Raw genomic sequence first — 13194 nt, 5'->3', positions numbered from 1 at the left:
TCCATGAACGCAACACCGACGCCCTCCGACGCCGCATCCGACGAGATCATCTGCCGCCGCCTGCCCGGCCGCACCGCTGTCGTCACCGGCGGGGCCAGCGGCATCGGCCTCGCTACGTCGAAGCGGCTGGCCTCCGAAGGAGCCAACGTCGTCATCGCCGATACGAATGCCGAAGCCGGAGCGGCGGCCGCCGAGGCGGTCGGTGGACTCTTCGTCGCCACCGACGTCACCGATCCGACAGCCGTAGAGAACCTCTTCGACACCGCCGCGGCCACCTACGGCAGCGTCGACGTCGCCTTCAACAATGCAGGAGTCTCGCCGACGGCGGACGCTTCGATCACAGAAACTGGCCTCAACATATGGCGTAAGGTTCAGGACATCAACCTCACCTCCGTCTACCTGTGTTCGCAGGCGGCGCTCAAGCACATGCGCAAGCAGGGGCGCGGGTCGATCATCAACACAGCCTCCTTCGTTGCGCTCATGGGGTCGGCCACCTCGCAGATCTCCTACACCGCCTCCAAAGGCGGGGTGCTCGCCATGAGCCGGGAGCTCGGAGTCGAATTCGCGAAGGAGGGTATCCGCGTCAACGCCCTGTGCCCGGGGCCGGTGAACACGGAACTGCTGCGCGAACTCTTCGCCAAGGATCCCGAGATGGCGGCGAGGCGGCTCGTCCATGTGCCGATGGGCAGGTTCGCCGAGGCCGAGGAGATGGCAGCCGCGGTCGCGTTCCTCGCCAGTGACGACGCCTCCTTCGTCACCGCACAGTCGTTCACCGTCGATGGGGGACTGACGAACGCCTACACGACTCCGCTGTGAGATCGTGAAGATATGAGTGCTGAGGGAGTGAGCGCACTGCAGGCGCAGATGACCGCCCTGCGGGCGATCGCCCCTGCCCGGTCCGGCAACGTCTTCGAGGAGACGATCGAATGCCTGTTGCAGATCATTCGGCTCGGTATCATTCCGCCCGGTCAGCGCTTCCCACCCGAGCGGGAACTCGCCGATCAACTCGGAATCTCCCGGGCCACACTGCGTGAGGCGATCTCCGAGCTCCAGTCGGCCGGGTGGGTGAATGTGCGCCGTGGCCGCGGCGGCGGAACATTTGTGACGAAGTCCCGAGCGGAGGCGGCAGCCGGGGACGCTGGATCTGGGAGCGGAGTCTCTGCGGGCGCGAGGACGAAGCGGATCGATGACAGTCCCGGCAGCGGATTCTCACCCGAAGAAGTCGATGACACTCTGATGTGGCGCAAAGTCATCGAGATCGGCATTGCCGAGGTTGCCGCCGCACAGGACCTCACCGCGGCACAACGCGGTCAGTTGGCGTCCGCTCTCGACGCGAGCCGGGCTTCTGATATGGCCTCTTACCGCCGCCTCGATTCGCAGCTGCACCTGACCTGGGCGCAGATGACCGGCTCGCCGAGTCTCGTGCGTTCGATGGTCGAAAGCCGGACACGTGCGAACAAGCTGCTCGAACGCATCCCGATGATCGAACCCAACCTCGTCCACTCCCACGAGCAGCACCGGCATATCCATGAGGCGATCCTCGCCGGCGACTCCGAAGCTGCTCGCAGTGCCATGGCCGAACACCTCGACGGCACCGCGGCCCTTTTGAGAGGCTTCCTCGCCGCTCCCCAATAATTGCTACCCGACGGCGGCTCAGCAACCTGGCGCGAGGTATCTGGGCCGCCGTCGGGTAGTCCTGAGGGGTCAGGCGAGGTGGGCGGCGCGTTGGGCGATGCGACCTCCGGCGAGGACCATCTCGACCTGACGGGGCGAAAGGCCATGGTGGAATTCGAACTTTCGACCGGCCGCCTCGGCGGTGATCGTCGTCCCCTCACCGAGCTCATCGCGCAGGCCACGGAACTCAAGCACATCGCCCTGGGACAGCGACTCATAGTCGGCCTCGTTCGTGAACTCGAGTGCGAGGACACCGAAGTTCGCGAGGTTCTGCCAGTGGATCCGCGCCAATGATTTCGCCACCACGACCCGCAGGCCGAGGTAACGGGGAGCGATGACCGCATGCTCACGTGAGGATCCCTGACCGTAGTTCTCCCCACCGACGATCGCGTGCCCGCCGTCGTGCTCGGCGGCGCGGGCGGCATAGGTGTCGTCGACCTGGATGTAGACGAACTCGGAGATCTTCGGAATGTTCGACCGGTACGGCAGAACGCGGGAACCGGCGGGCATGATCTCGTCGGTGGAGACGTTGTCGCCGACCTTGAGCAGGATCTCCAGATCGATGTCATCGGACAGCCGTTCGAAGTCCGGCAGAGTCGAGATGTTCGAGCCCTTGACAAGCTCAACCGCCCGAGCTTCCTCCAGCTCCAGCGGTGGGACGAGCATCTTGCGATTCGCGGAGAACTTCTCCGGAAGCCGCACCTGCGGGTAGTCCATGTCGAAGTCGCGAGGGTCGGTGATCTTCCCAGTCAGAGCAGCAGCCGCCGCGGTCTCCGGCGAGCACAGCCACACGGAATCCTCATCGGTGCCTGACCGGCCGGGGAAGTTCCGCGGCATGGTGCGCAGACTGTTGCGCCCGACCGCAGGGGCCTGACCCATGCCGATGCAGCCCATGCAGCCCGACTGGTGGATCCGGGCGCCTGACCCCACCAGCGAGGTCAGCCATCCGCCGGCGATGAGGTCGGCGAGGACTTCACGGGATGTGGGGTTGATGTCGAGTGAGATCTGCGGATGGATCTGGCGGTCGGCCAACGTTTCGGCAACGACGGCGAAATCTCGCAGACCCGGGTTCGCCGAGGAGCCGACGACGACTTGGAAGACGTCATCACCGGCGACCTCGCGCACCGGAGTGACATTGCCCGGAGAGGAAGGAGCGGCGATGAGCGGTTCGAGCTGCGAGAGGTCGATGCTGTCGGTGAGATCGTATTCGGCACCCTCGTCGGCTTCGAGACGCGTGAAGTCCTCGCCGCGGTCGACGGCTTCGAGATAGTCGCGGACGGCATTGTCGGCGGGGAAGACCGTAGCGGTGGCACCGAGTTCGGCGCCCATATTCGCAATCACGTGCCGGTCCATGGCCGTGAGGTTCTTCAAACCGTCCCCGTGGTATTCGATGATCTTGCCGACTCCGCCCTTGACCCCATGGCGACGCAGCATCTCGAGGATGACGTCCTTGGCCGAGACCCAATCGGGCAAGGTGCCCGTGAGCTCGACGCCCATGATCTGCGGGGCGCTGATGAAGAGGGGCTCACCGGCCATGGCCATGGCGATCTCGAGCCCGCCGACGCCGATGGCGAGCATTCCCAAGGCGCCGGCGGCGCAGGTGTGCGAGTCCGAGCCGATGAGAGTCGCCCCGGGCTTGCCGAACCGGGACTGGTGAACAGGATGGGAGACGCCGTTGCCGGCAGGGGAGAACCACAGCCCGAAGCGTGCCGCCGCCGAGCGGAGGAACTCGTGGTCCTCCGGGTTCTTCTCATCGGTCTGGAGCAGGTTGTGATCGACGTACTGCACGGACAGGTCCGTGCGGATCCGGTCGAGGCCGAGCGCCTCGAGCTCGAGCATGACCAGTGTGCCCGTCGCATCCTGGGTGAGAGTCTGGTCGATACGGATCCCGAGTTCGTTTCCGGGAACAAGCTCCCCGGACTCCAGATGCGATCGGATGAGCTTCTGAGCAACGTTCTCAGCCATTGTCCGCCTCCTTCGGCAGTCAGGGATTCACCGAAACCACACGGCTTCCGATGGGCAATCCACGCTAGTCCTCGACTCAGGGGTTCTCAAGGGCCGTCACCTCCCGCGACCGGGAATGGGAGTCCCGGAACTACCTGACGGCGGCTGAGCTACCTGGCGCCAGGTTGCTGCGCCGCCGTCAGGTAGCAAGGAGGGGGCTGTTGTGATCGGCGGGCGGAGCGCATACTGGTCTCATGCCGGAACTGCCCGAGGTCGACGCCCTCGTGGAGTTCCTGCGTCCGAGGCTCATCGGCGAATTCGTCACCCGAGTCGACATCGCCGAGCTTAGCCTGCTCAAGACCGTCGACCCGAACATCGATGCGCTCGCCGGACTCGATATCACCGAGGTGTACCGCCGTGGGCGAGTCCTCATCATCGGCTTCGACGGTCTCGTCCTAGTCTGCCGTTTCGCCCGAATGGGCTGGCTGACCTGGCACGACACCGCGCCGAGCGGTCCGACCAAGATGGGCAAGGGACCGTTGGGAATGCGCGTGACCCTGGCCTTGGGAGCTGCTTTCGACCTCATCGAACCCGGATCGAAGAAGAACGCCGCAGTCTCCCTCGTCCGCGACCCCTCTGAAGTGCCCGCTCTCGCATCACTCTGCCACGATGCCCTGTCCATCACCGTCGACGAACTCGCTGCCGCATTAGCCGAATCGCCCTCTCGTATCAAGACCGTGCTCGAAGACCAGCGGATCATCGCCGGACTCGGCAACGCCTATACCGACGAGATCCTCCACACCGCGAAACTCTCCCCATTCGCCACCGCGAAGACCGTCGACCCGCAGAATCTGCACGACGCCATCCACGAGGTGCTCAACAGCGCGCGCAGCACCCTCGTCGGCCTTCCGCCGGGGAAGATCAAGACCGCGAAGAAACGCGGATTCTCAGTCCACGGCCGCACAGGCGAGACGTGTCCCGTCTGCGGGGAGACCATCGCCGAGGTGTCATTCGCCGACAAATCCCTCCAATACTGCCCCGGCTGTCAGACCGGCGGGAAGAAGCTGTCGGACCGCCGCATGGACCGATTGCTGAAATGACGGCGGGTGCCCGCGCAAAACTTCCCCGATCTCGGTGGCCTGGGAATTTCCGATCGGGGAAGGACCGTTATCAACGGTGAGCCGCCTCGTCGAGGTGGCCCTCACCCGAGAACGAAACGGAGCACCATGACGCAGGTCCAGATTCCCGGCACAGATTTGTCCATCTTCCCGATCAACCTCGGCACGAACACCTTCGGATGGACGGCTGATGAATCGCAGTCCCATGCCGTCCTCGACGCCTTTGTGGCTGGAGGCGGCAACTTCCTCGACACCGCCGAGTCCTACCCCGCGTGGGTGCCCGGCAATACCGGCCGCGAATCCGAGACCATCATCGGCACCTGGCTGGCATCACGGGGCAACCGCGACAAGGTCGTCCTCGCCACGAAGGTCGGTGACCATCCCGACCACAAAACGCAGGATCCCGACTACATCCGCACCGCCATCGACGCATCCCTCCAGCGCCTGCAGACCGATCACGTCGACCTCTACTATGCCCATCGCGATGATGAGGTGACCCCCATCGCCGAGGTGGCCCGCGTCTTCGATGAGATCGTGCGTTCCGGGAAGGCCTCGCATATCGCAGTATCGAACTACTCCGCCGCGCGACTGGCCGGCTGGTTCGCTGCGGCCGAGGACGAAGGGCTCGTCAAGCCCGTGGCCGTCCAGCCTCAGTACAGCCTCGTCTATCGACGGGAGTTCGAGACCGATCTGCGCCCGGTTGCCGAACGTCGCGATCTCGCGGTGTTCTCCTATTTCAGCCTCGCGGCCGGCTTCCTCACCGGCAAATACCGCACCGAGGCGGACCTCGAAGGCGCCGATCGCGGTGGAATGGTGCAGGGATATTTCAACGCCGAGGGACTCAAGGTCGTCGACGACCTCGTCGCGATCGCTGATTCGCACCATGCCGCTCCGGCGACAGTGGCGCTGTCCTGGCTGTTGGCCAAGGGGGTGACGGCACCGATTGCGTCGGCTCGGACACCTGAGCAGCTCGAAACGCTCCTGGCCGCACCCGGACTCGAGCTCAGCGCCGAAGAAGTCGACCGTCTCGACCGGGCCTCGACTCCGTTCGCCGAGGAAGAACCCTCCTGACCATTACTACCCGACGGCGGCCCAGCTACCTCGCGCGAGGTAGCTGGGCCGCCGTCGGGTAGCAATTAGGGGAATCAGTGGGTGGCGGGGGCGGTGATGCCCTCGGCGGGAGAACCGACGAGAGCGGCGGCAGCGCGTTCGGCGATCATGATCGTCGGAGCGTTCGTATTCCCGGTCGGTACGAGCGGCATGATCGACGCATCGGCCAGCCGCAGCCCACTTACACCCCGGACCTCGAACGTGGCTGGGTCGACGACCGCCTCAGAATCCGTGCCCATCCGACAGGTCCCGGCCTGGTGATGATAGGTCACGACCGACCCGCGGACGTAGTCTTCGAGGTGCTCGTCGGCCACCTCGGGGCCGGGGTGGATCTCGGTGGGCTGCCACGACGACAAGGCCTCGGCCCGCCCGATTTCACGGCATTGCTTCACCGAGGCGACGAGGGCGTCGACATCGGCCTGCGCCGAGAGCACCTGCGGATCGACGACGAGCGGATCCTGCGGGTTCGGCCCGCTCAGCCGCACCTCTCCGCGACTCTCCGGGCGAACCAGGCCGCCCTGCAGGGTGAAGGCTCCGCCGGGGCCCGGTCCGGTCTGCGCAGCAGGGGCGGCATCTTGGGCATACATCGGCACGGAGAAGAACAACGGCTGCGTGTCGGGGGCCGGCAGCTCCGGCTGGGACTTCGCAAAGAAGTGAACCTCGGCCGGAGCGACCTCTCCCATCGGCACCTCCTGATCTCCGGTGGAGAAGACGACCGGTGAGAGCCAATGATCCTGGAGATTCTTACCGACTCCCGGCAGATCGAGGACCGAGTCGATTCCGATCTCGGCGAGCTCCTCGGCGGGACCGATGCCCGACCGCAGGAGCAGCTCAGGCGATGCCAGGGCACCGGCGGAGAGGACGACCTCATCGGCGGCCAGAGTACCGACGCGGCCGCGGAAATCAATTTCGAGGCCGGTGATTGCAGTCCCGTCGAGGAGGAGCCGACGGGCGTGAGCGGAGGTGAGGATCGTGAGGTTCTCATCGCCGAGGCGGGGCTTGAGGTAGGCGCGCCACGTGTTGAGCCGTTTGCCGTCGCGGACGTTGAGCTGGATCTTACCGATGCCTTCGACGGTGCCGGAGTTGTAGTCGTCATTGACGGGCACGCCGGTCTGTGTGGCGGCCGTGAACATGTCCTCCTGCAGGGGATTGCGAGCGTAGTCGACACGCACATCCATCGGTCCGTCGGTGCCTCGGTTCTCGGTGATTTCGCCGTCATAGTTTTCGATGGCTTTGAACACCGGCAACACTTGGTCCCACGACCACCCTGGGCATCCGGAATCGACCCACTGTTCGTAATCCCACGCGTCACCGCGGACCCAGATGACGGCATTGAGGGCATTCGACCCGCCGAGGACCTTGCCGCGCGGGAGGTGGATGCGCCGATCCATCGCCGCCGGCTGCGGGGGAGTGTAGTAGTCCCAGTCCTGCTGCGAATGCCAGATCAGTCCGAGGTTGTTGAGGTGGTCGATGTTCGGATTGGTCTCGTCTCCGCCGGCTTCGACGAGGCAGACCTTCTTCCCGGCATCGAGCAGTCGACGGGTCAGCACGCACCCGGCTGATCCGGCTCCGACCACAATGTAGTCGAATCGCTCGTTCGGCAGCTCGGTGGGGAACGTGTCCGATTGGTCTGCGATGTTCGAGGCGACAGTGCCTGCATCATTTTTGGTTGTCATGCCCACAGGCTAGTGACGTCGGTCTCCGGTGAGGAATGCCTGCAATTGAGGTGTGCGCGATTCGGCAAGTCGGCGGCGACGGTCGTGCGCGCATCGTCAATTCCGTTTCCCTCCGACGTCTCCGTGCTACCCGACGGGGGCCCAGCAACCTGGCGCCAGGTTGCTGGGCCCCCGTCGGGTAGCAATTGGGGAGGTTAGGAGTCGCAGCAGTGGCCGCCGGGCTCGGGGGCGGGGACGTCGAGGACGGGGGAGCGGTCGAAGAAGCCCTCCGGGCGCAGCTTGAAGCCGACGGTGTCGACGGGCATGATCGGCCAGTCCTCGACTCGCGGGAAATGGGTGAGGCCGAAGCTGTGCCAGACCACGATGTCTTCCCCGTCGACGCCGCGATCGGCCGCCGTCCATGCAGGAAGTCCCGCATGCCCGGGGTGCTGATTCGGGAAGTCCCCGGTCGGATAGCGTTCGTCCTCGCGATACTGAGACACCCACAGCGACTTCGACGCGAACGTCGCGCGGCGATGAATCGACGAATCCTCGGCGGCCAGCAGGGTGGGAAGCCCGGTTGGGTGCAGCTTGTAACCGACCGGTTCGCCGAGGCGGTTGGTCGACTCCGGGTTCGTCACCACCCACGTCCGTGCCTTCGCCTGATCTGCATCCCGCTGCGCAGCCAGCTCGGTGGCCAGAACGGTTCGGGACCGGCTGAAGGCATTGCCGCGGGGATTGTCCTGCGAGACCGGCAGACGCACGACATCCTCTTCTTCGACCCGGCACCTGCCGCCGTCGAGCGCGAAGTCGAGACGTGCCCCGAAGAGATGCTGATGGAAGGGTGCGCCGAGGCCCGGCGCGATCTCCGAGGCGAAATCCGTAGACCCGTTCGGCAGCGCCGAGGTGAAGACGACGCCGGTGGCCTTGGCCTCGAACTCGATCGTGCCGTCGAGATAGAGGTACCAATAGAACCCGTAGTCGTAGTTGCCGACCGTGGTGAAGAACGAGACGACGAAGCGCCGATTGCGCCGGGTGTAGGCAACACCGGACCACAGGTCGGAATGTTTGGCCAAGATCGACGCGTCCTCCTCGTGCATGCAGATGCCATTCTTGATCTGCCGAGGTTCGCCGAGGTTGTTTGCCACCCACGGCGACAGGTAGGTGATATCGCCGAGGCAGTCACACCCGAGTTCGAGCGAGTTCGCCCATTGCCCGACAAGGTATTCGCCGGTGTCGAAATAGTTCTGCCACGACCGCACCGGTGACGGATCACCATAGGGAACGACCATCTCGGCGATCGCCGCCCGGTCGAGGATCGTGCGGCGGCGATCGCCGTCATCGAAGGCGATGTTGTGCAGGACGAGGCCTTCGCGCATATCGAAGCCCACATCGAATGACCACTTCTCCCATTCGATGTGGTTGCCCTCGGTGACGGTGAAGCTCGGGCCCTGAGGCTGCGTGATCGAGATCGGCTTCTGTGTGGTCCGCGCCGGGCCGGTGAGCTCCGGATCCGTGTAGTTTCCGTGTTCGGAGGGCACCGGAACGTCCTCGAGATCAAGGACACGATCGACGGTTCTGTGCGTAACGTCGACATAGGCGACGAGTCCATCGATCGGGTGCGCCCACGCCGAGTCGGACTCATGCTGCTGATGGAATGCCAACCCGCGCAGGATCCGCCGTCCCTTCTCCTCCGGGTATTCGAAGACCCCGGCCGACAGCGGCGCCACCCGAACCTCTTCGACGGGCAGACCGCGCCGGGCAAGACTGGCCTGCCATGTCGGGTCGGCGGCGAGGACGTCTTCGACGACCTCGAACTCCTCTTCCATGACGGGGAACTCGCCGTCGGCGGCGGAGTCCACCTCGACGACGGAATCGACGACACGTCGCGTCGCGGAGACGACGATGTCGTGGGCGGTGCCGGCGGATTTGTCGAGGACGAGGGCACGGAAACGACGATCCACCTCGGCGGTGGTCCGATCTGTGCCGCGCACGGGATCGAGCAGGCCGACATAGGACATGCGCGCGGATTCGGGGAAGTGGCCGGCAGCGCGCAGCACCGCGGTGACGGTCGAGATCTCGGCCTCGGTCGGCAGGGTGAAGGGGGTGGCGGTGGTCGCCTCGGCGACGGGAGCAGAAGTATGGCAGGACATTGTGCACCTTTGCGGTCTGGAGCTGTGGGCTGAGTCACGCTAAACGCTACACTTGTAGCAAATAAAGTCAAGACCCGATCTGAACCGCTGTGGAGGAGCCATGCCCAAGATCGTCGACCATGACCAGCGTCGACTGGACCTCGTGCAAGCGACGCTGCGCCTGATCGTCCGGCAGGGCCTTGGCGGGGCGACAATGCGCGATATCGCGGCAGAGGCAGGCTTTGCCAACGGGGTCGTCAAAACGTATTTCGGTTCGAAGGCGGATCTCCTCGCGGCCACCTACCTGTACGTCTTCGAGGCCACGAACGCCAGGGTGGCGACCTCGACGGCGAGTCTGCGCGGACTCGATGCTCTGCGTGCCTTCGCGCACGAGGTGCTCCCAGTGACGCCGGAACTGCACGATGAAGCTCGCGTCGTCCTGTCCTATCTCGCCGAGGTGGCCCAGGACTCCGAGCATGCCCGCGCGACCGCTGAGACCATGGAGCTCTGGGGCGCTTGGATCGTCTCCTGGCTCCGCGAGGCCGATGCCGACTCTCGGCTGCGGACCGAGATCGACATCGAATCCGAGGCCGAGGTGTTCCTCACGTACCTCCTCGGTGCGCAGACCACCGCGATCATCGGCGGGCACGGATTCGACTTCGCTGGCCTCCGGACCCAGCTCGACTACGTCATCGCCCGACTCGGGCGGCAGGACTGAACCCGGGCCGACCGTGCAGGGGTCGGGACCGGAAGGGGCTTTGCCGAAGATAGGCGACCGAATGGTCAGTAAAAGGGCCCGGAGCCGTGACTGGCGCGATGGTTGGGGATAGAGTGACCGGACAACGGGCCTTCGACGAAGCAGATGGGGCCGAGTGAGCTAAGGACGACGATGTTGCTTGAAGACACCGCGAACGATTTCGACGGCTGGCAGGGGCTGGTCTCCGACTCGTTCGTGCCGCTCGATACCGAGCCCCAGCGCCGAGGCGGATTCCGAGGTCGCATCAGTGCGCGCGACTACGATTCTGTGGTGATGTCGCAGGTCAACGCCAATCCCCATGCCGTCCTGCGCACCCCCGAACTGATCGCCCGTGCCCGATCGCAGGCACACGGACGCGCGGCCGGTACGAACTACTTCAAGGTCTCGCTGCAGCTCGACGGGCACGGCCTGCTCATCCAGGACGGGCGAGAGATGGCCCTGGCTCCGGGATCGCTGGCCATCTACGACACGTCCCGGCCGTACACGCTCAGCTTCGATTCGGACTTCTCGTCCTACGTCATGATGTTCCCGCAGTCGCGGGTCAACCTTCCTCCCGGAACCGTCGGCCAGCTCACCGCCACCCCGATCGGTGCCGACCATCAGCTCGGAGCGGTCGCCGCCCAGGTCATCTCCCAGGCCGGAGCCATGTTGCCGAGCCTCAACCGGGCAACCGGTGTGCGGCTGGCAGGCAACGTCGTCGATCTGCTCACCACGGTGATGGCCGACGAGCTCTCGGCCGCGAGCGGCGATGTCGACGAACGGCAGCGACTGTGGGCCGATATCACCGACTACATCGATACCCACCTCTCAGATCCTCACCTCACGCCGTCGACCATCGCTTCCGCCCACTTCATCTCGGTGCGGACCCTGCACCAGATCTTCGAAGGCAGCGGGGAGACCGTGGCCGGGGAGATCCGGCGGCGCCGCATCGAGAAGTGCCGGCTCGACCTCGCCGACCCCGGGCAGCGACAAACCCCGGTGGCCGCCATCGGCGCCCGCTGGGGACTGAACGATCCGGCACACTTCTCCCGACTGTTCCGCAGCGCGGTCGGCCAGCCGCCCGCCGGGTATCGCCGCAGCGTCCACGCCGACTGAGAAGGAATGACCGGCACCGAGTCGCACTGCGCGGGTGCGGATGCGCGAATCGTCAAGAACTCTGCCTGCAAAGCCAAGACGCGGTGAGCAGGCAGCGCTCACACTGACAGTAATCACATATGACTGTTAGGCGGATCACATGAGCACTCTCAGCTCGTACCCGGCCAAAGGCGGCCCGGGTTCACCGATCGGCAATGCCGCCGATCGGTCCTCCACGGACGGCGGGCACGCACCGGCGGCCACGGCTGCACTCGATGCCCGCCGCATCGGAATCCCCGCGCTCGTCTTCATGATCATCGCCGCCTCGGCGCCGTTGACCGTCGTCGCCGGCGGAGTTCCCAGCAACTTCGCCGTGACCGGCCTGGTCGGGGTTCCCCTGTCGTTCGTCGTCCTCGGGACCGTACTCATCCTCTTCGCCATCGGCTATGCGGCGATGAGCCGCCACGTCCACAATGCGGGCGCCTTCTTCGCCTACATCTCGAAGGGGCTGGGCAAGCCTGCCGGAGTGGGGGCGGCGATGACCGCGCTCGTCGCCTATAACGCCATGCAGATCGGCATCGCCGGAATGTTCGGTTTCGTCTTCTCCTCCTTCCTCGACACCCTCTTCGGCATCTCCTGGCCCTGGTGGGTCTGTGCGCTCATCGCGTGGGTCATCGTCGGCATCATGGGAGTGCTGCGCGTTGACTTCTCCGCCAGAGTGCTCGGCATCATCGTCGGCGCGGAGTTCCTCGTCGTCATCGTCTTCGACATCATCGGACTCGCGCACAGCCCCGAAGGCATCACCGGCGACGGGCTCGCGTTCGACCATCTCTTCGCTCCCGGAGTCGGCGCGGCCCTGGCATTCTCGATCGCGGCCTTCATGGGCTTCGAATCCGGGGCCATCTACAACGAGGAGGTCAAGGATCCTCGTCGCACTGCCGGTCGGGCCACCGTCATCGCCGTGAGCATCATCGCGATCTTCTACGCGTTCTCAGCCTGGGCGATGGTGGTCGGCGAAGGGGCCTCGAAGGTCATCGGCCGGTCCCAGGAACTCGGGCCCGACCTCATGTTCGTCTTCCTCGGCGCACACGCCCCAGTGTGGTTCGTCGACCTCGGCAACCTGCTGTTCCTCACCTCACTGCTGGCCGCTCTCGTCGCCTTCCACAACATCGTCGCCCGCTACGTCTTCGCCCTCGGGCGAGACCGGGTCCTTCCGCAGTCGCTGGCCAGGACCTCCCGGCACACCGGTGCACCCGTGGCAGGTTCTCTCGTCCAATCAGGGCTGGCACTGGTCATCATCGTCATCTTCGCCGTGGTCGGCTCCGGCAGCGATGACCCACTGTTCCCCGTTGTCACGCTCTTCACATGGCTGACGAACATGGGCGCCTTCGGACTCGTCCTGCTCATGGCGCTGACCGCGCTCGCCGTCGTCGGATTCCTGTGCACGAAAACGGGGGAGTACTCGCTGTGGACCAGAGTCATCGCCCCCGGCCTCTCCGCAGTCGGACTCCTCGCTCTCTTCGTCGCCATCGTCATCAACTTCAATGTCCTCATCGGCGCAGAGGGCACCACGATCCTGTCCTGGCTGCTGCCGGCCATCGTTCTCGTCCCCGGACTCATCGGTACGATCTGGGCCGTCGTCCTCCGCTCGTCCTCGCCGGGCCTCTATGCAGGGATCGGATCCGGTGGAAGCCTGGGATGAGAGACCGGACCATGCCCCCGACCATCAA

General features: G+C 65.2%; 10 protein-coding genes. 7 read left to right on the top strand and 3 right to left on the bottom strand.

Translation table 11 applies throughout. The features are described 5' to 3' along the window. The first annotated feature begins 3 nt into the window (after positions 1-3). Together BLU88_RS16960 and BLU88_RS16955 are read left to right on the top strand one after the other, a co-directional pair. On the top strand, positions 4-816 hold the full coding sequence (locus tag BLU88_RS16960; protein WP_092016582.1) for a 3-oxoacyl-ACP reductase: 813 nt from the start codon (positions 4-6) through the stop codon (positions 814-816). A gap of 12 nt (positions 817-828) precedes the next feature. Continuing rightward, entirely contained in the window at positions 829-1635 is an 807-nt protein-coding gene (locus BLU88_RS16955; protein WP_092016579.1) for a FadR/GntR family transcriptional regulator, read from the top strand. Between the two features lie 69 nt (positions 1636-1704). Here BLU88_RS16955 and BLU88_RS16950 read toward each other — a convergent pair whose 3' ends face one another. Continuing rightward, positions 1705-3639 (bottom strand): aconitate hydratase, encoded by a 1935-nt coding sequence (locus tag BLU88_RS16950; protein WP_092016576.1) that lies wholly within the window; start codon positions 3637-3639, stop codon positions 1705-1707. A gap of 233 nt (positions 3640-3872) precedes the next feature. On the opposite strand from BLU88_RS16950, the gene BLU88_RS16945 reads away from it, so the two are divergent. Beyond that, complete coding sequence (locus BLU88_RS16945; RefSeq protein WP_092016573.1) at positions 3873-4718, top strand: DNA-formamidopyrimidine glycosylase family protein; 846 nt, start codon at positions 3873-3875, stop codon at positions 4716-4718. A gap of 126 nt (positions 4719-4844) precedes the next feature. Continuing rightward, positions 4845-5807 carry an aldo/keto reductase gene (locus BLU88_RS16940; protein ID WP_092016571.1) on the top strand — a complete coding sequence of 321 codons (963 nt, stop codon included), beginning with the start codon at positions 4845-4847 and terminating at the stop codon, positions 5805-5807. Between the two features lie 74 nt (positions 5808-5881). On the opposite strand, the gene BLU88_RS16935 is transcribed toward BLU88_RS16940, so the two are convergent. Beyond that, a complete protein-coding gene (locus tag BLU88_RS16935; protein WP_092016568.1) occupies positions 5882-7522 on the bottom strand; it encodes a GMC family oxidoreductase in 1641 nt (546 codons plus the stop codon). Between the two features lie 194 nt (positions 7523-7716). Further along, positions 7717-9654: a primary-amine oxidase gene (locus BLU88_RS16930; RefSeq protein WP_092016565.1), complete on the bottom strand. Its 1938-nt coding sequence runs from the start codon at positions 9652-9654 to the stop codon at positions 7717-7719. A gap of 100 nt (positions 9655-9754) precedes the next feature. Between BLU88_RS16930 and BLU88_RS16925 the strand changes: the two genes are divergently transcribed. The 3 genes from BLU88_RS16925 (at position 9755) to BLU88_RS16915 (ending at position 13166) form a co-directional block, all read left to right on the top strand. Then, on the top strand, positions 9755-10351 hold the full coding sequence (locus BLU88_RS16925; protein ID WP_092016562.1) for a TetR/AcrR family transcriptional regulator: 597 nt from the start codon (positions 9755-9757) through the stop codon (positions 10349-10351). Between the two features lie 171 nt (positions 10352-10522). Then, on the top strand, positions 10523-11485 hold the full coding sequence (locus tag BLU88_RS16920) for an AraC-like ligand-binding domain-containing protein (protein ID WP_092016560.1): 963 nt from the start codon (positions 10523-10525) through the stop codon (positions 11483-11485). A gap of 289 nt (positions 11486-11774) precedes the next feature. Next, the gene (locus BLU88_RS16915) at positions 11775-13166 is read left to right on the top strand and encodes an APC family permease (protein WP_231939743.1); all 1392 of its coding nucleotides are present in this window, start codon (positions 11775-11777) and stop codon (positions 13164-13166) included. The last annotated feature ends 28 nt before the right edge of the window (positions 13167-13194 follow it).

This window comes from Brevibacterium siliguriense, from assembly GCF_900105315.1.
In the GTDB taxonomy this organism is placed as follows: domain Bacteria; phylum Actinomycetota; class Actinomycetes; order Actinomycetales; family Brevibacteriaceae; genus Brevibacterium; species Brevibacterium siliguriense.
Note: the sequence above shows the minus strand (reverse complement) of the source record. Positions and strands in the feature narration are given on the sequence as shown.

Excerpts from the sequence above, each read along its gene's own strand:
- BLU88_RS16955 (WP_092016579.1), top strand. The coding sequence starts at position 829 with ATGAGTGCTGAGGGAGTGAGCGCACTGCAGGCGCAGATGACCGCCCTG.
- BLU88_RS16945 (WP_092016573.1), top strand. The coding sequence starts at position 3,873 with ATGCCGGAACTGCCCGAGGTCGACGCCCTCGTGGAGTTCCTGCGTCCG.
- BLU88_RS16940 (WP_092016571.1), top strand. The coding sequence starts at position 4,845 with ATGACGCAGGTCCAGATTCCCGGCACAGATTTGTCCATCTTCCCGATC.
- BLU88_RS16925 (WP_092016562.1), top strand. The coding sequence starts at position 9,755 with ATGCCCAAGATCGTCGACCATGACCAGCGTCGACTGGACCTCGTGCAA.
- BLU88_RS16915 (WP_231939743.1), top strand. The coding sequence starts at position 11,775 with ATGATCATCGCCGCCTCGGCGCCGTTGACCGTCGTCGCCGGCGGAGTT.
- BLU88_RS16950 (WP_092016576.1), bottom strand. The coding sequence starts at position 3,639 with ATGGCTGAGAACGTTGCTCAGAAGCTCATCCGATCGCATCTGGAGTCC.
- BLU88_RS16960 (WP_092016582.1), top strand. The coding sequence starts at position 4 with ATGAACGCAACACCGACGCCCTCCGACGCCGCATCCGACGAGATCATC.
- BLU88_RS16935 (WP_092016568.1), bottom strand. The coding sequence starts at position 7,522 with ATGACAACCAAAAATGATGCAGGCACTGTCGCCTCGAACATCGCAGAC.
- BLU88_RS16920 (WP_092016560.1), top strand. The coding sequence starts at position 10,523 with ATGTTGCTTGAAGACACCGCGAACGATTTCGACGGCTGGCAGGGGCTG.
- BLU88_RS16930 (WP_092016565.1), bottom strand. The coding sequence starts at position 9,654 with ATGTCCTGCCATACTTCTGCTCCCGTCGCCGAGGCGACCACCGCCACC.